The sequence below is a fragment of the Acetomicrobium hydrogeniformans ATCC BAA-1850 genome (assembly GCF_000160455.2).
In the GTDB taxonomy this organism is placed as follows: domain Bacteria; phylum Synergistota; class Synergistia; order Synergistales; family Acetomicrobiaceae; genus Acetomicrobium; species Acetomicrobium thermoterrenum.
The window spans coordinates 984,276-1,004,915 of sequence record NZ_ACJX03000001.1 but is presented as its reverse complement, the minus strand read 5'-3'; the positions used below and the strand labels follow the sequence as shown (position 1 = coordinate 1,004,915).

Annotated in this window: 16 protein-coding genes; 5 read left to right on the top strand and 11 right to left on the bottom strand. The window is 48.3% G+C overall.

The window, feature by feature from the left end; translation table 11 throughout:
• Positions 1-64: 64 nt before the first annotated feature.
• A complete protein-coding gene (locus tag HMPREF1705_RS04845) occupies positions 65-1,408 on the top strand; it encodes an HD domain-containing phosphohydrolase (protein ID WP_009202005.1) in 1,344 nt (447 codons plus the stop codon).
• On the opposite strand, the gene HMPREF1705_RS04840 is transcribed toward HMPREF1705_RS04845, so the two are convergent.
• Entirely contained in the window at positions 1,398-3,182 is a 1,785-nt protein-coding gene (locus HMPREF1705_RS04840) for a methyl-accepting chemotaxis protein (RefSeq protein ID WP_050767887.1), read from the bottom strand. The genes HMPREF1705_RS04845 and HMPREF1705_RS04840 overlap by 11 nt on opposite strands.
• 149 nt (positions 3,183-3,331) lie before the next feature.
• Here HMPREF1705_RS04840 and dapF point away from each other — a divergent pair, with 149 nt between their 5' ends.
• Together dapF and HMPREF1705_RS04830 are read left to right on the top strand one after the other, a co-directional pair.
• Positions 3,332-4,174: a diaminopimelate epimerase gene (gene dapF, locus HMPREF1705_RS04835; RefSeq protein ID WP_009202008.1), complete on the top strand. Its 843-nt coding sequence runs from the start codon at positions 3,332-3,334 to the stop codon at positions 4,172-4,174.
• Positions 4,175-4,194: 20 nt separating this feature from the next.
• Positions 4,195-5,433: a dicarboxylate/amino acid:cation symporter gene (locus HMPREF1705_RS04830; protein WP_009202009.1), complete on the top strand. Its 1,239-nt coding sequence runs from the start codon at positions 4,195-4,197 to the stop codon at positions 5,431-5,433.
• A gap of 87 nt (positions 5,434-5,520) precedes the next feature.
• Here the strand turns inward: HMPREF1705_RS04830 and HMPREF1705_RS04825 are convergent, their stop codons facing one another.
• Positions 5,521-6,285 carry a fumarylacetoacetate hydrolase family protein gene (locus HMPREF1705_RS04825; RefSeq protein ID WP_009202010.1) on the bottom strand — a complete coding sequence of 255 codons (765 nt, stop codon included), beginning with the start codon at positions 6,283-6,285 and terminating at the stop codon, positions 5,521-5,523.
• 85 nt (positions 6,286-6,370) lie between these two features.
• Between HMPREF1705_RS04825 and HMPREF1705_RS04820 the strand changes: the two genes are divergently transcribed.
• Positions 6,371-7,255 (top strand): VIT1/CCC1 transporter family protein, encoded by an 885-nt coding sequence (locus HMPREF1705_RS04820; RefSeq protein WP_050767888.1) that lies wholly within the window; start codon positions 6,371-6,373, stop codon positions 7,253-7,255.
• A 59-nt stretch (positions 7,256-7,314) separates the two neighbouring features.
• Here HMPREF1705_RS04820 and HMPREF1705_RS04815 read toward each other — a convergent pair whose 3' ends face one another.
• From HMPREF1705_RS04815 to HMPREF1705_RS04785, 7 genes are all read right to left on the bottom strand, one after another.
• Positions 7,315-7,935, bottom strand: coding sequence for a nitroreductase family protein (locus tag HMPREF1705_RS04815; RefSeq protein ID WP_009202012.1), 621 nt, complete (start codon positions 7,933-7,935; stop codon positions 7,315-7,317).
• 130 nt (positions 7,936-8,065) lie between these two features.
• Positions 8,066-8,515: a DUF523 domain-containing protein gene (locus HMPREF1705_RS04810; RefSeq protein ID WP_040348730.1), complete on the bottom strand. Its 450-nt coding sequence runs from the start codon at positions 8,513-8,515 to the stop codon at positions 8,066-8,068.
• 2 nt (positions 8,516-8,517) lie between these two features.
• Entirely contained in the window at positions 8,518-9,480 is a 963-nt protein-coding gene (locus tag HMPREF1705_RS04805) for a threonine ammonia-lyase (RefSeq protein ID WP_009202014.1), read from the bottom strand.
• A 24-nt stretch (positions 9,481-9,504) separates the two neighbouring features.
• Entirely contained in the window at positions 9,505-10,707 is a 1,203-nt protein-coding gene (locus HMPREF1705_RS04800) for a M20 family metallopeptidase (protein ID WP_009202015.1), read from the bottom strand.
• 114 nt (positions 10,708-10,821) lie between these two features.
• Complete coding sequence (locus HMPREF1705_RS04795; protein ID WP_009202016.1) at positions 10,822-12,990, bottom strand: methyl-accepting chemotaxis protein; 2,169 nt, start codon at positions 12,988-12,990, stop codon at positions 10,822-10,824.
• Between the two features lie 50 nt (positions 12,991-13,040).
• On the bottom strand, positions 13,041-14,954 hold the full coding sequence (gyrB, locus tag HMPREF1705_RS04790) for a DNA topoisomerase (ATP-hydrolyzing) subunit B (protein WP_040348732.1): 1,914 nt from the start codon (positions 14,952-14,954) through the stop codon (positions 13,041-13,043).
• A 46-nt stretch (positions 14,955-15,000) separates the two neighbouring features.
• Positions 15,001-15,192 (bottom strand): hypothetical protein, encoded by a 192-nt coding sequence (locus HMPREF1705_RS04785; RefSeq protein WP_009202018.1) that lies wholly within the window; start codon positions 15,190-15,192, stop codon positions 15,001-15,003.
• A gap of 309 nt (positions 15,193-15,501) precedes the next feature.
• Between HMPREF1705_RS04785 and HMPREF1705_RS10915 the strand changes: the two genes are divergently transcribed.
• Complete coding sequence (locus HMPREF1705_RS10915; RefSeq protein ID WP_009202019.1) at positions 15,502-15,660, top strand: hypothetical protein; 159 nt, start codon at positions 15,502-15,504, stop codon at positions 15,658-15,660.
• 124 nt (positions 15,661-15,784) lie between these two features.
• On the opposite strand, the gene HMPREF1705_RS04780 is transcribed toward HMPREF1705_RS10915, so the two are convergent.
• Positions 15,785-17,485 (bottom strand): 2Fe-2S iron-sulfur cluster-binding protein, encoded by a 1,701-nt coding sequence (locus HMPREF1705_RS04780; RefSeq protein WP_040348734.1) that lies wholly within the window; start codon positions 17,483-17,485, stop codon positions 15,785-15,787.
• Between the two features lie 14 nt (positions 17,486-17,499).
• Complete coding sequence (locus HMPREF1705_RS04775; RefSeq protein ID WP_040348736.1) at positions 17,500-20,634, bottom strand: FAD-dependent oxidoreductase; 3,135 nt, start codon at positions 20,632-20,634, stop codon at positions 17,500-17,502.
• Between the last annotated feature and the right edge of the window lie 6 nt (positions 20,635-20,640).

Below are 20,640 nucleotides of genomic sequence, written 5' to 3'. Positions count from 1 at the left end.
ACCAGATTACGTATATAATAAGAACCCAGGCTTGCCCATATCAAAGAAAGAGAGGGTTTCCTTCATGCCTACATTTGACGAGAACCCGTTCAAGATCGCAATAATCATTACGGACGAATTGGGAAAGGTTATATCTGCTTCATCGAGCATCGTATATTTCATCGGCCTTTCGCCGAAAGAGCTGATCGGAAGATCAATCTGTGAATTTGTCGATGAAAAGGACTTACCGACGGCGAAAGAATGCCTTTTGAAATGTCTATCGAAAGATGGTGGTTCCGTAACAACGGCGTACCAAGTCTTAAACCCTCAAAAAAAGAGCAAAAACCTAGTGCTGGCCACCTATCACGGATTATTAAAAGACGTCAATCCAAAGGGCATAGCAATTAGTTGGAGCGATATTTCCAAGGAGACGAAAGCCCGACAGGAATTGAAAAGGGAGAGAGCACGCCTTCAATATTTATTTTACGACAATCCAGAGGCCATAGTATTGACGGATAAAAACAACTTTATCGTTGAAGTTAACGACCCTTTCTGCAAACTTTTCGGATACGATAAAGAGGAAGTTAGGGGAAAGCATGTCGACGAGATCGTGGCAAAAGACTCCCCCTACTTCGAAGAGGCATCTCATTTGAGCTCCCTGGTAACTTCCGGCAAAGCTCTCGATTTGGAATCGGTGAGAAAGAAGAAGGACGGCACCCTTTTCGAAGTAGCCATTACCGCAATCCCCGTTAAGTTCGGTGACGAATTCTTCGGAATATACACTATTTATAGGGATATATCCGAAAGGAAAAGGGCCGCACGAAAGCTGAAAGAATACGTCGGCTACTTAGAAAGGGCATGGATTCAGACTATATCGGCTTTGGGTTTCGCATTGGAACAAAGAGACCCTTACACGGCAGGTCATCAACGGAGGGTCGCAGAATTAGCCAAAGCCATAGCCTTGAAGTTACAGTTGACAGAAGATGACGTTAAGGCCCTCTATATGGCTTCCCTAGTTCACGACATAGGCAAGATTCGCATTCCTGCGGAGATACTGACCAAACCGTCGAAACTTACCTTCGAAGAATACGAGCTCGTGAAGACGCACCCCCGTGTAGGATTTGAAATCTTGAAAAGTATAGAGTTTCCGTGGCCCATAGCCGAGATCGTCTATCAGCATCACGAAAAACTGGACGGCAGCGGGTACCCGCGAGGGCTATGGAGAAGCGAAATTCACCCCTTAGCCCTCATACTGACCGCCGCCGACGTAGTGGAGGCCATGGTTTCAGACCGGCCCTACAGAAAGGGGCTCCCCGTAGTAACCGTCCTTGCGGAAATAGAGGCCTTCAAAGACACGTATTACGATCCTTGGGTAGTGGAAGCCTGCTCAAGCCTACTTAAAAACGGCGAATTTTCCTTCAAGGACTAGTCCGTCCGCTTTCAAGGGCGATCATCTCTTCTTCGCCGGCTTCTTCCCCCTCCTCTGCCAATTTAAAGGCCCTTACCTGAGTCTCCATCCTTGCCGCCAGAGAGGCCAAATTCTGCGATTCGTCAGCTATACCACTTATAACTCCCGAGACTGTTTTAATGCTCTCGAGCAAATGCTCGACTGACTTGTTTAAGGTGGCCGACCTTTCGTTCAGGTTTTGGACGGTGCTTGCTATTTCCTCGGCCGAGGCAGCCTGTTCTTCGGCAACAGCTGCCATGTCTTGAGCAGCGCCTGCGATAGAATCGAGCGATTCGATTATCTTCTCTATGGCCTTTTCGGCACCGTTTGCCTCTTCCTTGGCCTGCTCGGTCAGCTTGGCGTTCTCCTTCGTTATGCCAACAACCTGTTCAAGATCTTGTACTATCGTTTCGGCCAGATTCGTGATCTGTCCCGCCGCATTATTTGATTGTTCTGCCAGTTTTCTCACTTCCTCCGCGACGACGGCAAAACCCTTCCCGTGCTCGCCGGCCCTTGCTGCTTCAATGGCTGCATTCAGGGCCAGCAGGTTGGTCTGATCGGCTATTTGGCCAATCGTCTCGACGAACCCTTGAATCTGCTTTGCCCTAGCGCTCAAGTCGCTAACCACGGCAACGGACCTGTTGGCGCTTTCCGATACCTCCATGGATGACGCCACGGCTCTCTTGACTGCATCGATCCCTTCTTGCGCCGATTGCCGCGACCTTTCGACCTGCTCCGCCACATCGGTGCTCCTCTTTGCTGCCGATTGGGCTCCTGCGGCAACTTCTTGCGAGCTTGCGCTGATTTCTTCCACGGCAGAAGCCAGGAAGGAGATGTCGTCGAACACCCTGTTGACCTCTTTCATGGCTTCTTCCATGATCCGCGTAGCCTTTTCCGTGGAATCTGAAAATTCATCGGAGGTAAGGGCAAGATCCCTGCTGGCATCCATAACACCGAGAAGGGCATCTCTAAATCGGGAGAGCAATTTCTCGATGGCTTTCAAGACTTCTCCTATTTCATCTTTGGTTGCACCTTCAGACCTTTTCGTCAAATCCAAGTCGTCAGCAATTGAATTGACGAAAATCACCATATCTTTCAGAGGCCTATTTATCGAGTGCACCAGCATAATTCCGAAAAACAGCGCAACGAGGGCTATAGCTGCAACAATTATTATCGAGCTTTTCGTCGTCGAATCTATCGCCTGAGAAACCTCATCGGCCGTCGAGTTCATGTCGAGAGCGGAAAAGGCAAAGGCCTCGTTTATTGCTCCGGTCAGCATATTGGTGTCAAGATAGATCTTATTGATGCCGTCCAACACCTCCGAATGGGACGCACCTTCGGAGAGCATTTTATTAATGCCTTCCATAGCTTTAAGCCAACGTTCGAATACTTCAGCCGTCCGGTCGTATCTCTGACGCGCCTCTTCGGTAAACAAAGCCCCTTCGTACCGCTCGAAGGCTAGCCTGGCGTTTTGAAGCAGGCTTTCTATGTTCATTGATTCAAGCGACCAGGTAGCCTGAGGTTCGTTGACTACTCTGTAAACGTTGCTTAAAGCGCCTACAATGTTGACGTTGGCCTCGGCAGCATATCTGATGCCTTCTCCGCTTTGCCTTAAAAGCTCTACGTTGCCTTTCTGGTTCTGCATGGATCTGAGCAAATACCAGGAAGTCCCAATATTGGCGATGATCAAAATAACTACGAGCAATAACAGTCTCGACTTGATCTTCGTGGATTTCAAAAAGACGTTGCCTATCACTTCTTCCACCTCCGATATCGATATTAAACCTATGAAAGCATAGCATAAAAAATATTTGATGGAGTTTAAAACTTGGCCATTGTCCCGAATGCCTGCATTTAGTGTAAAATTTCAGTAATGATGTTACCTGAAAAGGAGGCGACCCACAAATGATATCCTTTGCAAAAGCCCATGGCAACGGCAATGACTTCATTATAATAGAAAACAAAGAAGGGACATACAGCGACGATAGGTTATCCGATCTGGCAAAGAAGATATGCCGCAGAAAGACTTCTTTAGGCGCAGATGGAGTCCTGGTGCTCGAGGGTTCGAAAACGTTCGATTTTTATATGAGGCTTTTCAACGCCGACGGATCGGAGGGAGAGATGTGCGGGAACGGTGCCAGGTGTATTGCAAGATATGCCTTTGAAAAAGGCCATGCAAAAAGCGACATGACCTTTGAGACCAAAGCTGGCCCTATAAGGGCTTCCGTAAATCCTCCCTGGGCTACAATTGACATGGGCGAAATCGATGTCTCAAACCTGAAAGAGGGAAAGATCAACGCCTTTGGCAAAGAAATTCCCTATGTGGCCTTTTACGTTGGCGTACCTCATTGCGTCCTCTTTTTTCCTGGATTTCGGGACATACCGCGCGACAGTTTGCTTTCCCTTGCACGCCATATACGCCGGAAGGGCGCGATCTTCGACGAAGGGGCAAACGTAAACTTCGCAGAGAGGAATAAAGACTGCATAGGGGCGATGACATACGAACGAGGGGTGGAGGATTTCACCCTTTCCTGCGGCACGGGATCCATAGCCTGTTGCCTAGCATCCCATCTACTTTTCGGTTCTCCTCTTGCGATGAAGGTTAAAAATCCGGGGGGCGTAAATAAAGTGGCATTGAGGCTCACATCCGAAAAGGTCTTCGAGGCCTCTCTTTCGGGTAAAGCTCTAATAGTGGCAGAAGGCCTTATTACGGAAGAGGCCTTGTCAGAAGAAGAAGGCTTTGAATAAGACGTCGGGAGGGGAAAGCAATGACCGATAGTAAGACAGGCTTGTTGAAGAACTACGGATTTCCCGTAATCTTGCTGATATCTATAGCAGTAGGTTCGACTATAGGCGCCTTGATGGGCAAAGAGGCATTGGTCTTCAAGCCCCTAGGCGACGTCTTTATAAATCTAATGTTCATGATAGTCGTGCCATTGGTATTTTGTACCATAACGAACGCCGTTGCCGGAATGTCGTCCCTTAAACGTTTGGGGAAAGTGCTCGGAACGACTATATCTATTTTTCTGATAACCGGCGTCATAGCTGCCGTACTAATGCTCGCCGCCGTAGTATTTTTTCCTCCTGCACAGGGCATAGTGATAGAGGGAGTTGCTCCTCAGGATTTCGAGCCCTTGAACACAGCCGAACAAATCGTAAAAGCCTTCACGGTAGAGGATTTTGCTGACCTATTTTCGAGACGGCACATTTTACCCCTGATAATCTTTTCCATATTGCTGGGCGTCAGTTTGAACGCCCTCGGCGAGAAAGCTCGCCCCGTAGTTAATATCGTATCAATACTATCCGATGCCATGTTGCAACTGGTCAAGATCGTAATGTATTATGCACCCATCGGGCTTGGGGCTTACTTCGCCACCCTGGTAGGCGACTTCGGACCGCAACTTCTCGGTTCATACGCAAGAGCCATGATAGTCTATCACACAGTTACCTTTGCCTACTTTTTTATCGCCTTCAGCGTCTATGCTTACATTTCGACGGACGGTGAGGGTATCGCCCGTTTCTGGAAGAACATGATCACCCCCGCCATTACTGCCCTTGCAACGGGAAGCAGCAACGCCACACTGCCCGTAAATCTGGAGGCCGCGAGAAATATCGGAGTTCCGGAAGACATAAGAAACATGGTCCTGCCCCTGGGAGCGACAATTCATATGGAAGGATCGTGCTTGAGCGGCATACTTAAGATATCCTTTCTCTTTGGCTTTTACGGGTTGAGTTTCTCAGGCGTGAACACCTTCGCCACCGCCATCGCAATTGCCGCCTTAAGCGGAGTAGTCCTCTCGGGGATTCCCGGAGGCGGCCTGGTGGGCGAAATGCTGATCGTAAGCTTATACGGTTTCCCCCCGGAGGCCTTTCCCATAATAGCAACCATCGGCTTTCTCGTCGATCCGGCAGCCACCATGGTCAACGCCACGGGGGACACAGCTTCCTCCATGCTTGTGGCCCGATTCCTCGAAGGTAAAAATTGGTTCAGGAAGGCGCAGGGATAAATCTTAAGAACCGATAAAAAAGTAAGGCAGGGCACTAAAGGCCATGTGGCAAGAGGTTCTTCAGCGCCCTGCCTCGTGACAACCCATTTATTTTTGACTGCCTATGGAGATTTTAAGGGTTCCTATCCCCTCCACCGTTACAGAAGCGACGTCCCCCCTGCGAAGCTCTCCAACGCCGCTAGGAGTTCCCGTCAAAACCACATCTCCAGGAAATAATGTCATGAAAGAAGATATGCAGCTCAATATCTTCCTGACGGAAAATATCATAAGGGATGTCCTGCTGTTTTGCCTTATCTGTCCGTTCACTTCCGTTTTTATGCCGAGATCGGTGGGATCGAGCCGAGTCTCGATCCAGGGACCGATGGGACAAAATTTATCGGCCGATTTGGCCCTTATCCACTGCAAGTCTTCCCTCTGAGCGTCCCTAGCTGTAAGATCGAAGGCGCAGGTATAACCCAACACATAGTTTAATGCTTCATCTTCCGGAACCTCTTTCATCGGTTTAGCGATTACTACCGCAAGCTCTCCTTCGTAGTGGAATTCCTTAGTGAAAGCAGGGTAGGGTATTATGTCCTCGGGATCGGCCAAAGCGTTCGGTGCCTTCAAAAAAAGTCCGGGCTCCTTTGGAAGGCTGCTTACATCCCCGTCCATTTCCTCGATGTGATCGACGTAATTTTTCCCGACGCACACGATCTTTGACGGCTCAACGGGGGCCAAGAGCCTCACTTCGGAAAGAACAAAGTTCTTTCCCGTAAAAGATCCCAACAAACCTTCTGTCTCTTTGACCTCATTTTCTTCGACTATACCCCAATGAATTGACCCCTTTGGGGCCGCGAAACGAACAATTTTCATTCTGCATCCTTCTCCTTATCATGTTAGAATGTTTTATTACCTTGGTTAGCATTATACGACAACATGGCTGGATGAGGTGATGACGATGAAGGATATTGAAACGAAACTGGACGCAAAAACTAAAGATGCAGTTTTAAAATCGCAAAAGACTGAAATGACGGAACATGTCGTCTACAAGAGGTTAGCTAAAAAACAGCGCGGCAGGAACGCGGAAATTTTAGAACAAATATCTGAAGACGAGGCTCGACATGCTTCGATATGGGAAAGATATACGAACACAAAAGTAAGGCCAAATCCTGTGGCAGTTATCTTGTACACATTTTTGAATATGCTATTTGGAATTACCTTCACCTTGAAACTCATGGAGCTAAACGAAGACAGGGCTCAGAAAAAATACAAGAAGTTTCTGACGCTCCTTCCGGACGCCGAAGAAGTATTAAAGGAAGAGGAAAAACATGAGCAAGCTCTGCTGGACTTGATTGACGAAGAGAGGCTAAAATACACCAGCTCAATAGTATTAGGGCTAAACGACGCGTTGGTGGAGCTTACCGGAACTTTGGCCGGACTGACTTTTGCTTTGGCAAACAGCAGAATAGTCGGTTTAGCCGGCCTGATTACGGGCATCGCCGCATCACTATCGATGGCAGCCTCGGAATACCTCTCCCAAAAGTCGGAAGAAAGAGATACCCTCCCAGTGCAGGCCTCTGTGTATACGGGAGTGGCTTACATCATAACAGTCGCTTTGCTCATATTTCCCTTTTTCGTATCCTCTTCGGTATATGCAGCGTTGGCTTGGAGCTTGGTCAACGCCCTCATTATCATTGCTCTGTTTACCTTCTTCGTTTCCGTCGTAAGGTCCGTCAGCTTTAAGCCGATGTTCACTGAAATGGCTTTGGTGAGTTTCGGCGTCGCCGCCATCTCCTTCGTCATAGGTTCTATCGCCAATAAACTATTGGGGGGTTCCCTCTAAGGATAAAGATCAGGGGGAAAGAGGTTTTTCTTTCTTCCCCCCCTGATCTTACAATGAATTTAAAGGAACTTCGCTATCTCCTTTACGGGGAAGCGGAACCTGGGCAGTAAATTTATCCCCTCTCTCATATAGCCAAGGGCAACGATACAGGGTATGATCTTATCTTCCGATATACCGAACTCTTTCTTTATGGCCTCCTCATCGAAACCATCCATGGGATGGGTTTCAAGCCCCAAGCCCTGTGCGGCAATCATGACTATCATGGCGAAAAAGGCCGTGTTCTTGGCGGCGAAGATCTTCCTTTTGACGCTTTCCTTTGGACCATATAATTTATGGACCATTTCTGTCGTTCCCTGGCGTCCTTCCGGTTTCATATAGCCAAGCTCGACATTTTTATCCAGTATTTTATCCAAGTTCTTTTCCACAGCACCCGGATCGGCTATGAATATCAAAACTGCCGAGGCTTCTTCCACCTTCGGCTGGCCGGAGGCACAACGCCTCAAGGCTTTCTTCCTATCGGGATCTTTAACTACAATGACTTCCCAGGGTTGCAAATTAAAAGAAGATGGGGCAAGGCTGCCGAGCTCGAGCAATTTCTGTATCGTTTCATCGGGCACTTCCTTAGCGGAATCGAAGAAGTTGATGGCCCTTCTCTTTTGAATGGCCTCTATAACGTCCATAAATAAATCACCTCCATATAATTAGGTAACCCTAATCTTGTTTTATTTTAAACTCTAAATAAATTCATGTCAAATAGCAATATAGAGCAGGCCATGACAGAAAATAACGGAGGTATTTTGCGATGGGCATTTATTTTATCTGACCGTTGGAATATATAATTATTCCCCATTTACGAAGCAGGGCAGAGGATACACCTCTGCCCTGCTTAAGTTTACCCGTGAAGGATCCGTCGTAAATGTTATATACACCACAGGATGGACTTTTATCCTTTAAGATAGCATATTTAATGTTGTTTTTTATCGCTAAATCCAAAAACTTAAAAGCTCCTCTCACAAATTGAGGCGTTACATCCTCTCCGTTTTCATTTATGACTCTGGCACGTCGAAGCAAAACGTCCTCTCCCGTCCCATCGACTATTTCAGCCCTGGGCCTGGGTATTGCAAACCCTCCAAGCACCTCCGGGCAAGCCGATAACGCCAGGCCTTTTTCAACTAAGACCCTTAAAATTTCATCCTCATAGGACTTGCCGTCATATCTACAGCGACATCCTACCAGACAGGCGCTAACCAAAAGCTTCACTTTTATGCCTTCGATTCTTCTATCCACTTGCTAAGGGTCAAGAGGTCTACGTTTCCGCCCGACATCAAGGCCACTGTTTTCTTAGCCTTAAAGGGAACTTTCCCGTATAAAAGTGCGGCAACGGGTACCGCTCCCGACGGCTCCACGAGCAATTTAGCCCTTTCCAGGAGCAAGAGAACCGTATTTTTAATTTCCTCCTCCGACACCAGAAGGACATCATCTACATATTTCTGAACTATCGGAAAGGTAATCTTCCCGGGGCTTGCAGTCCTCAGGCCATCTGCAATCGTCTCGATGTTTTTAAGTTCTACTATGTGACCGGCCTTAAGGGACAAATAGGTGCTGTTGCTCCTCTCGGGTTCTACACCGTAAACTTTGACCTTTTTAGAGGATTCTTTTAGGGCCGTAGCCACTCCTGAGATCAGACCGCAACCACCACATGGGACAAGGACGGCATCGACGTCGGGCAATTCGTCCAGGATCTCGAGACCAGTCGTTCCCTGACCTGCCATGATCCAAGGATGATCGAAGGGGGGTACAAAGGTCATCCCTCTTTGTTCTGCTATCTCCATAGCTCTTGATATGCGTTCCGTCGACGAACGTCCGCATCTTTCTACAAGTGCTCCGTATCCTTCGATAGCAGCCACTTTAGCGGAAGAAGCATCTTCAGGAACTACCACTATCGCCTTTACACCCAAAATCTTGGCTGCGCAGGCAAGGGCCTGACCGTGATTTCCTGAGGATCCCGTAACCACTCCCTTTTTTCTCTCCTCTTCATCCATAGAAAGCATGAAGTTCATCGCTCCCCTGAACTTAAAGGCTCCACTTTTCTGTAAATTTTCCGCCTTTAGATAAACCTCGTTTCCGGACCATAAGCTGAAGGTAGCCGAGGAAAAAAGCGGCGTCTCATGAATCCAACCCTTTATTCGTTCTCTCGCCTTCTTTACGTCTTCCAAAGAAATCATCAATTATCACCTCTTAAACATTGATCAAAAAAGTTCTTCCCCATGCTTGGCCCTTTCAAAATCCTCCCTGACAGCCCTCCTAAGATCTCCGTCGCAATAAATGGCTAGGGTCATCCTGACCAAAGCCCTGCTGCCTAAGATCAAAGCCTCGTGCGCCCTGGAAGTCGTCACTGCTCCTGCGAACTCTCGACTGTGGGTCACCAGAGGTTCATCGCTTATAGCCAGTTTTGGCTGCAAAGCGGGGCAGCGATGGCTCACGTTGCCCATGTCGGAAGAACCCTCATAACCCTCCTCTTCGCTTATTTCTATGCCAAGGCCTTTCATTATTTCCTCCATCTTACTTTCCGCCGCCTCGTTGCTCAACATATTGTCGAAGCTAAATTCGAAGTTCTTCATCTCTACTTCCGTCTCCGTTGCCATGGCCGCGCCCAGGGAGATTTTCCTGATTCGTTCTACCAAACGATCCAGATAAGCCCTGGTGGGCGCTCTGAAGTAAAATCTGCAGGCAGCAGCTTCGGGAACGATATTTGGCGCATCGCCACCTCTATGTATTATCCCGTGCATCCTCGCTTCCGATCGAATGTGCTGGCGCAACATGTCCAGGGCGTGAAAAAACAGCTGAACGCCATTCAAGGCGTTACGGCCCTCCCAGGGGCAACTTGCCGCATGGGCGGGTTTTCCTTTGAAGCTAAATTCCATGGCATCCATGGCGAGGCTCCTGTATCTGACGTAGCTTTTATTCCCGGAAGAGTGAATCATGATGGCAAGATCAAGATCATCGAACACGCCCTTTTCCGCCATAGTGACCTTCGCTCCGTTCGTCTCCTCTGCTGGAGTCCCAATAATAAATAAGGTGCCTTTGATATCTCCCTCATCCAGGAGAGGAGCCAGCCCTATGCCGGCAAGGGTAGACATGGCACCATGGAGACAATGCCCGCAAGCATGGCCGATCTCGGGAAGGGCGTCGTATTCGACCAATAAAGCCACCTTCGCACCCTCTCCGTTGGATTTTTTTGCACAAAATGCCGTGGGAATGTCTAAAAAGGGGTATTCGACCTCAAAACCGTGACGGCGGAGCAGCTCCGCGTGTCTTTTGCTAGACTGAAATTCCCTTTCCGAGACCTCGGGATGTTCTGCCAGATAATCGCTCAAAGCAACAGCTTCGCCCGAATATCGATCGACCGCATCTTCTGCCTTAGAAACCAATCTTTCGTACGAAATTTCCATGTGGCCTTCCTCCTTCGCGAAGATAATAAAAACTATAAAATAAAGGGAGGAAATCCTCCTCCCTTTATTTTATATCTTTAAGCCACAAAGACTTCCAAAATTATTTATTCAAGGTTAATCTAGGGGAACCAAACCCGCGCTCTCGGATTTCTCAAGCCTGTAAAAGGCCAACGCTTCTTTAAGGTCTCTTACCAGAGCACTTTGTTCTTCCCTTATCTGAGCCAGGACTGATATCTGTTCCATCAGCTCGCGCGACGATTCCTCCACACCTTCAGCTTGCACTTGACCTTGAGTCACTTTGTTCAAAATATCTTCCATGGCGGAAGCTATTTCCTCGGCAGAGGCAGCCTGTTCTTCCGCAACGGCAGCTATGGATTGAACTCCATCGCTTATACTCTTCACCTGCTCCGTAATGCTCTGTATCTGTGCGCTCGTCTCCTGAGAGGAAGCCACGGCTTCCTCTATCAGGTGCACGGTCTCGTTGACCTCTTTAGTCGCTTCCTTGCCCCTTTCTTGGATATCGCTAATTACTTCCTGCACCTTTTTCGCCGCTTCGGCCGACGCCTCGGCTAACTTCCTGACTTCATCTGCAACGACGGCAAATCCCTTGCCCGCTTCACCGGCCCTGGCAGCCTCAATCGCCGCGTTCAAAGCCAAAAGGTTCGTCTGGTCGGCTATACTGGTTATAGTTTCAACAAATTGGGTTATGCCTTTTATAGCCGAATCGAGCGATGAAATTGCATTGCGAATGCGAGTTCCCGATTCCCCCACGCTGTTTATCTTTGCAACAGTTTCAAATACCGACTCACTGCCGGCTTTAACACTTTCGTTAACAACATTAGACCTTTCGCTCAATTCTGTAGTTATCTTGGCAGTATTCTGCGCACCCGAGGCTACCTCCTCAACGCCTGCATTTGTCTCTTCCACGGCTGATGACACCGAAGCAATGACCGAGACTATCTCCCTAGAGGCCTCCAGGCTTCTGTTGCTGGATGCTTCGATTTTGTCCTCTATGCGCCCCAGGTCTTCGTCTCTGGCCTCAAGTTTACGATAAAGCTCGCTGCACTTTTCTACTAAATCCTTAAAAGACAGCCTTATGCGCTCAAAGGCCCCCAAAACGGCGATGACCTCATCCTTGCTGTTCATGTCACCTTCGATGGGGAGGGAGAGATCGCCTTCTGCTATGGAGGTTGCCACAGTCAACACCGACTTAAGGGGAGCAAGAAACTTGCCCAACACCAAAACCAACAGAACAAGGCCCGCGATGAGAGCGGGCAGGCCATAAAGAAGCATTCCCTTTTCCATAGCGGAGACGGGGGCGAATATATAGGATTCGGGTATGTTCAACACAACCCGCCACCCCAAACCGCCAATTTCAAAAAGGGATGCCAAATAGCCCTCTCCTTCCCCGGTCTTGTAGTTGAAATTTATCTGCCCAGACTCCTTCGACAGATTTTGTTCTACCTCCTTGAACGACTCCCAGAAGCCGGGCATGGCCTCCGAGAGGAGGGCGCCTCTTTCAATTTTGGGATGGACCGTTATATTTCCTTTTTCGTTTACGGCAAAGGCATAGCTGCCTTCCGTGAATGATGCCTTTGCGATGTAATCCATCACGGGCTCGATCGAGACGGCAGTGCCTACGATTATGACCGGAACAGCGCTGGCATCCTTGATTAGCTTATAGGACACGCAATAGGGCATGCCATCTATTTCCACAAAACCCTGATAGAGGCCTTCGGCTTTAACTACAGTTTGGTAGATGGGGGAGGCGGGATCCATTACCTTCCCCACAGTCCTGTCGGAAGAGCTTTTAAAGCTCGTCGATACCAGGATGGCTTGCTCTCCTTTATCGCTTCTATGTATTTGATATATCGAAAAATGGCTGCTCAACTGTTCGGCCCAAAGATCCACGAGCTCGTTGGAAGCGGTAATCTGCTTAAGCCCGCTCCCGACGCCCATTACGAAAAGAGTGGGAAGTTCATATTCACCAACCTTAACCTTGTTCACCGATTCCATAATCCTATCTCCCGGAAGCTGGTTCAAGGCGACCGAGAGATTGGATTGACTGCGATCCTGAAAGAGAGTTATTTCAAGTTCTAAAGTATCCTTCAAACTTCCTGCGAAGCTGTTAGCCTGATCGTTCATGTTGCGCAACAAGTTTCCCTTTGCAGCGAAATAGCTGCCCATAAATACTGCCATTACTACAGCCAGGGTGATCAGACCCGAGATCAGAACCGACTTATACCTCAAAGATACGCCTTTGCCGCCGGGATTATCGGACATGATGAAGCCCCCTTTATTGAAAAATCTATTACTTTAGTCATTATAGCAAATTATACATCTAAATTTCTCACTTCGTTAGCGTGGCTCTCTATAAACTCCCTTCGGGGCTCCACCTTGTCTCCCATCAATATCGTGAAATACTCGTCGGCAGCGAGGGCATCTTCTACATCAACGCGCTTCAGTATTCTTTCGTTGGGATCCATCGTCGTCTTCCACAGCTGTTCGGGGTTCATCTCGCCAAGGCCCTTGTAACGCTGCACCGATATCTTCTTATTAGCAAGTTTGTCCGCCATATTGCGCAACTCCTTATCGGAGTAACAGTAATATTCGCTTTTGCCCGCCTGTACCCTGTAAAGAGGGGGCTGAGCGATGTAGAGGTGCCCACCCTCGATTATTCCCGGCATGAAACGATAAAAGAAGGCGAGCAAAAGGGTCCTGATATGTGCGCCGTCGACGTCGGCATCGGTCATTATTATGACCCTATGGTAGCGAAGTTTATTGACGTCGAAATCCTCCCCTATGCCGCAACCTAGGGCTTGAATAATCGTCCTGATTTCGGCATTTGACAGAACTTTGTCGAGGCGCGCCTTTTCGACGTTGAGTATCTTGCCGCGAAGGGGTAGTATCGCTTGAAAGGTCCTGTTCCTGCCCTGTTTTGCACTGCCTCCCGCCGAATCTCCCTCCACTATGTAAAGCTCGCACTCTTCAGGATCTTTGCTGGAACAGTCGGCCAGCTTGCCCGGCAAGTCCAGCCCTCCGAAGGCCGATTTTCGCCTGACCAGCTCCCTCGCCTTTTTCGCTGCATCCCTCGCCTGCCTTGCCTTTATGGCCTTTTCAACGATAGGCCTCAAACAATCGGGCTTTTCCTCCAAAAAGGCCATCAGCCCATCGTAAACGATCGAATCCACTATACCCCTGACATCGCTGTTACCAAGCTTCGTCTTGGTCTGCCCTTCGAATTGGGGCTCCTTAAGCTTAACCGATATTATCGCAGTAAGCCCCTCTTTCAAATCATCGCCCGACAAGTTTGCATCCTTGTCCTTTAAAAGTTTCTGCCTCCTCGCCATTTCGTTTACAGCCCTGGTCAAAGCCGTCCTGAAACCCACCACATGTGTGCCGCCTTCTACGGTATGGATTAGGTTGGCGAAGGCAAAGACCCTCTCCTGGAAGGAATCGTTGTACTGGAGGGCGACCTCCACAAGGACATCGTCCTTTTCTCCCTTTATGTAAATTGGCTCCTTGAACAGAGGGTTTTTGTCTCTGTTCAGATACTCCACAAAGGAAATCACGCCGCCATCGTATTTAAAGGCAACAGATTTGTTGTTCCTCAAATCCTTCAGATCTATCTTCAAGCCGGGCACCAAAAAGGCAATTTCCCGCAACCTGGAGCTTAAAACGTCAAAGGAAAAATCCTTTTCTTCAAAGATAGTATCGTCGGGCAAGAAGTGCACTTTAGTGCCAGTCCGGTCGGCCTTGCCTACAGGGGTCAATTCGCACTGGGGAACGCCCCTGGAATAGCGCTGATGCCACTCCATCCCGTCACGCCATATGATAAGCTCAAGCCATGTCGAAAGGGCGTTGACGACGGATACGCCGACACCGTGTAGCCCACCCGATACCTGGTAGGCTTTGTTGTCGAATTTGCCACCGGCATGGAGAATCGTCAACACCACTTCCGCCGCAGGCTTATTCACCTTCGGATGGGTATCTACGGGTATACCCCTTCCGTTATCCTCCACGGACACGCTGCCATCGGGATAAACGATCACGCTCACCTGATCGCAATATCCCGCCATTGCTTCATCTATGGCGTTATCCACCACTTCGTAGACCAGATGATGCAAACCTCTGATGCCCGTATCGCCGATGTACATGCTCGGCCTGCGGCGGACCGCCTCAAGGCCTTCCAAAATCTGTATATCGTTTGCAGTATATTCCTTTAAATTAGCGACTGTTGTCTTCATCGACTCACCACTTCCCCTTTGCATTTCATATCCAATAGTCTTGGCTTTATCTATCGCGCCAATTTTTTTGATAATAATCCAAGATTTCCTCGTATTTTCTCTTCAAAGCCCTGACGCTTTTGTCCGTCTCCAGTATCTTCCCATTCCGCATGTAGATCAACGCACCTTTCTCTGCATTGATCAAGGCCACAACGTCACCCAAAGAAGCAAAATCATCGTTATTGGACGAAAATTTCAAGACAGGACCTCCATCGGGGTATCTACTTTATTAAGCCAAATATATTATAGCAAAAAAAGCGTTCGGCCGCTAATAAAGCGCAAGGGACCGAAATGCAAACGATTGCATAAACTTATATAAGATTTATAGATTTTTAGTAAACCTAAGTTGACAATGTTCTTCGGATGTGATATAAATCTTCCAAGGACAAAAAGGGGGATCACAGATATGAACGGTTTCTTTCGACGCCCAGGACGAATAAGACGAAGCCTCACAACAAGGAAGAGCTGATTTTCACCAAAAAATTTTCCTGGTTGGGAGGTTTTAAATATGTGGTTGAAAGATAAAAGCGGTAACTGGTTTATATTACAAGATACTCTTTTTACCGAAATATTTGGAAGTAATGGCACATGGTTTAAAGACGAGAACGGCGATTGGATTAAAGATATGCAACCCGTTGAGATGAGTCAGGTCTCATTGACGGCATAAGCGATAATAGCTTTTAAATAAAATAATAATATAATTTTTATATATATCATCAAAATATATGGGAATGTCTCAGACATTCCCATATATTTTATTTTAAGGATATATACCAATTTAATGTTACGGTTTAACCCAACAGTCTAATTAAACCCTTTAAGATTTCCTCATCGGAAGGGAGGGACAGCGCAATTTCAGGTATGGCCTCGAGATGTCTAACTTTTCCTTCGGTATTTATATAAGTGCCCGAACGTTCGAACCAAAGCCTGGAAGGCAAGGCCAAATCGGCGTAATTTACCGCTTCATTTTCGTAGCAAGACTGTACCGCAAGGAATTCGGCATTGCCCAGTTGTCCCAACAAATCGTCGGAAACTTCGAAATCGCCCAGCAGAGCGTATAAGCCTCTGAACCCTTTGTTTTTCTTCCAAGGTTTGATCTTCAACTTTTCAATACCGCGAATGTTGCTTCCTCGAGCCAGGCCAAGCTGTCTGACGCCGGGACGTAGCCCCCATAAAAACTCCATAACCGATCTTTTCGTCCCCGGCCCATAGACGACAAGTGGATTGGAGAACCTTCCCATGACCTCGCTCAGAGAGTCAATATCTTCATCATGAAAGCGATATGTCGCACGAATATCTACCTTTGCCCCGGCAGAACCCATGACTACGACGGTCGATCCCAGATTCGCGCCCCTCTTGACGAAGGAACTTAGGGCCTTAAATTCCTCGTCCAGATCTGCACCGACAACGACTATACAATCTGCATCGTCGATCTCCTCAATAGAGGCATTGCCAAGGGGCACAGAAAAGGAATCGATTAAAAAGACGTTATCGCCAAACAGCTTTTTGAATTGAAACGCAGCTTCGTTTGTGGCTCGAGGGGATATCAATCCCGCAAAGGAATTAATTCCCCATTCTTTGATCTTTTTTGCTAAAACAGACAAGGCTTCATTTAGATTTAAGCCTCTTTTGCCCTCATCTTCCCTCAATAGCGGCCTGTCCAGCCTTTTGTTTGCCTCGAAAAGGGGCTCAAACCTTCCCTTTGAACACAAAATTCCGGAAGTAGGCCCCTGGCCGAATATTCCTTCTACTCGCAATGGCTCGCCGTCTCGAGAGTATATCTCTACTTCACAGCCAACGCTACAGAAGGCACAGGCACTTCTCGTTTTAGTCATATGTTCTTGCCTTCCGATGTATGTGCTCTTCCTGTCCGCCAAGGCCCCGGTTGGGCAGACTTGCAAACAGGTTCCGCAAGAGACACAGGTAGACTCGTTGAATGGAAGGTCGACGTCAGCACATATCATACTTTTGGGCCCCCTGTCTCGAACTGTTAAAACGGCATGCCCAGCCAACTCTTCGCAGGCCCTCAAACATCTCCTGCAGAGAATACAGCGGTTTTGATCGTATAAAAAATATTTTCTGCTGATATCCATGGGCAATTCGGGCCAAAAGAAACCATAGCTGATGTGGTCCAAGCCATACTCGTAGGCCAATTTCTGAAGTTCGCAATCTCCGCTCTTTTCACAAAACATGCAAAAATGGTTTCGCTCGGAAAAGAGCATTTCGAGATTTGAACGCCTGAGATCCCTGATTTCATCGTTTTCGGTAACTACCACCATGCCATCCATAGCTTGCGTTGTGCAGGCTGGAACGAGACCTCTTGCGCCCTTTACCTCAACCAGACACATGCGGCAAACTCCGATATCGGCAAGGCCCCCGAAATGACACAGTGTAGGCACGACAATCGCATTTTTCTCGCATACCTTTAGTATCGTATCTCCCGAGCTCCCCTGAACTTTCCTGCCGTTAATTTCCAAGGTAATATCAGACATCGTCAACACTTCCTTTAGCGCTCTTCCAGGTCGCATCGAAGGCATCTTCTCGCTTCCGACCTGGCCACAGCTTCGTTGGGAAAACCCAAGTTGACCTCCCTAAAATCGTAAACCCTCGTTTCGGGCGACAATATGGACGTCTTAGCCCTCGGTCGCTCCGCCTCTTCTTCGGAGATTTCGTACTTTTGCGGCTCCGGTCTTTCGATAAATGAAGGCGGTTCAGGAAGGGATAGTCCTCTTAGGAACCTGTCGATTGCCCGTGCCGCTTTGTTTCCCTGGCCGACGGCTTCCACTATACTTGCCGGCCCCAACACTACATCTCCAACTGCAAACACACCCTCCCGACTGGTCATCAAGCTCCTCTCATCTACCAAGATCGTGCCATTCCTGTGCTGTTTGATGCCCAAATCCTCCAATGAGAGCTGCTCTACCTTTTGCCCTATGGCGGCAACGATTACATCAGCGTCAAGAACAAACTCGCTTCCTTTCACCGGAAAGGAGACCTTCCTGGCCGAGGAATCGAACTGGCTTTTACCACTTTCGTCGTGAAGTTTGAGTTTTTGACAAAGCAATCCTGTAACCCTTCCATTCTCTCCGAGCACCTTTACGGGAGATGTTAAATAATGGAATATAACCCTCTCCTCTTCTGCCGATATTCTCCGTCTGCGCCATCTGCGTGTGCTGAGATCGAAGTGGATTCCCTCCTCCTCGGCAGCCTCAACTTCTTCCACAAGGGCAGGCATATCTTTGCGCTCCCTTCGATAGACCAGGTGAACTTCCTTGGCCCCTAGCCTGAGAAGGGATCGTGCGGCATCCATGGCGACATTTCCTCCGCCTACCACTACTACCCTTTTACCCTTGACGAAGGAGAGATCATCGCCCATATTTAGCTTTCGCAGCAAGGAAACGCCGCTTTCGACGCCGGAAAGCTCATAGCCAGGAATTCCTAAATCCCTGGAGCCCTGTGCCCCTATGGCCAGCAAAAGGGCATCATGAGTTTTTAGCAGGTCTTCAATTGTGATATCGCGACTTACTTTAGTATTTAACTTGACATCGATTTTCCCGACGTTCAAGATCGAATTTATTTCCTTTCTCAACACGTCCTTAGGCAACCTGTAATCGGGAATGCCCCACCTCATCATGCCGCCCAGTTCCGAGCTTTCTTCGTAAATGAAAACTTCATATCCAAGTTGAGCCAATCTTAAAGCTGCGGTAAGGCCTCCCGGTCCGCCCCCAACTATACCTACGCTTTTTCCTTTATCTGGTTCGTAAACTTTAGGGAACCATTCTTCAGATTCGCGATCAGCCATGAAGCGCTTCAAATCTCTTATTGCAACGGGTTCATCGACCTCTCCTCTCCTGCATTTATCTTCGCAGAAAGAGGGACAAACCCGCCCGCAAACGGAAGGGAAGGGATTGGATGCCCTGTGTATATCCAGCGCTTCGTCATACCTTCCTTCCGATATTAAAGAAACATAGATGGGAATTTTTACCTCTGCAGGGCAGGCGCTTTGGCAGGGGGAGGGCGCAAGAGTCGTACACGCCCCGGCAGGACATCTTAAGTCCAATATATGCCTTTCGTATTCATCTCTAAAATAACGGAGCGTCGACAACACCGGATTTGGAGCACCTTGTCCGAGGGCGCAGAGAGAAGCTTTTTTCATGAACTTCGCTATCTCTTCCAGCATATCCAAATCTTCCATCTTGCCCTGTCCTTTTGTTATCCGCATGAGTATCTCGAGCATCTTGTTTCCGCCAACCCGACAGGGGGTGCATTGCCCGCAGGATTCAGCCACGGCAAATTGTAGGAAGAACCTCGCGAGCTCCACCATGCAGGTAGTCTCATCCACGACGATCATTCCGCCGGAACCCATCAGGGCGCCTGAAGCCGTGAGGGAATCGAAATCGACGGGGAGGTTTAAAGCGTCAGAGGGAAGGCATCCTCCCAAAGGGCCTCCCGTTTGCACTGCCTTGAACTGCCTGTCCTTGGCCACACCTTCTCCCACATCGAAAATGATTTCCCCTATAGTCGTTCCCATTGGAATCTCAAGCAATCCGGTGTTTTTTACCTTGCCGGTCAGGGCAAACACTGCCGTCCCCTTGCTTTTTTCCGTGCCGATGGAAGAAAACCACTCATGACCGTTTAAAATGATTTGAGGGACGAAGGCGTAGCTTTTTACATTGTTTATATTCGTCGGCTTGCCCCAGAGACCCTTTTCTGCGGGAAAGGGTGGCCGCGGCCTGGGCTCTCCCCTTCGGCCCTCTATAGAGGCAATCAAGGCCGTCTCTTCACCACAGACGAAGGCTCCAGCGCCTTCCTTTATTTCTATGTCGAAATTAAAGTTGGAACCTAAAATGCCTTCTCCCAACAAACCATATTCCTTAGCCTGGTCAATGGCTATTTTCAGCCTCTGTATGGCCAAAGGGTATTCGGCCCTACAGTAAATAAATCCTTTTTGCGCTCCTATAGCATAGCCTGCGATGAGCATCCCTTCGATCAAAGCATGAGGATCTCCCTCAATCAAGCTTCGATCCATGAAGGCTCCCGGATCCCCTTCGTCGGCGTTGCAAATCACGTATTTAGGTTCCGCGGGGTTTTTTCTTGTTAAATCCCATTTAACCCCCGTTGGGAAACCGCCGCCTCCCCGCCCTCTCAAATTTGAGCTTTTTACTTCTTCTATGACATGTTGCGGAGACATTTTATAGAGCGCCTTGGCCAAACCCTGGTAACCTTCTCTTGCTATGTATTCCTCGATGCGTTCCGGATTTATGAGGCCACAATTTCTCAACAAAATTCTCGTCTGATTCATGTAAAAGGGAATCTGATGATAGTGAGGGATAGCTTCATCCGTGATAGGATCTTTAAACAAAAGTCGATCCACCAATTTGCCCCGAATAAGGGTTTTCTCCACTATTTCAGGCACATCTTCTGGCTCTACTTGACAATAAAATATATCCTCCGGATATATCACCACGACAGGACCTATGGAGCACAACCCGTGACAACCGGAAAAGGAAAGGGAGACCTCATCTTCCAGGTCATGCAACTTTATTTGTTCTCTAAAGGATTCCAATATCTCACGGGATCCGCCCGCCGTACAACTCGTACCTCTGCAACACAAAATATTTGCACGATAATTAACTGACATGACAAT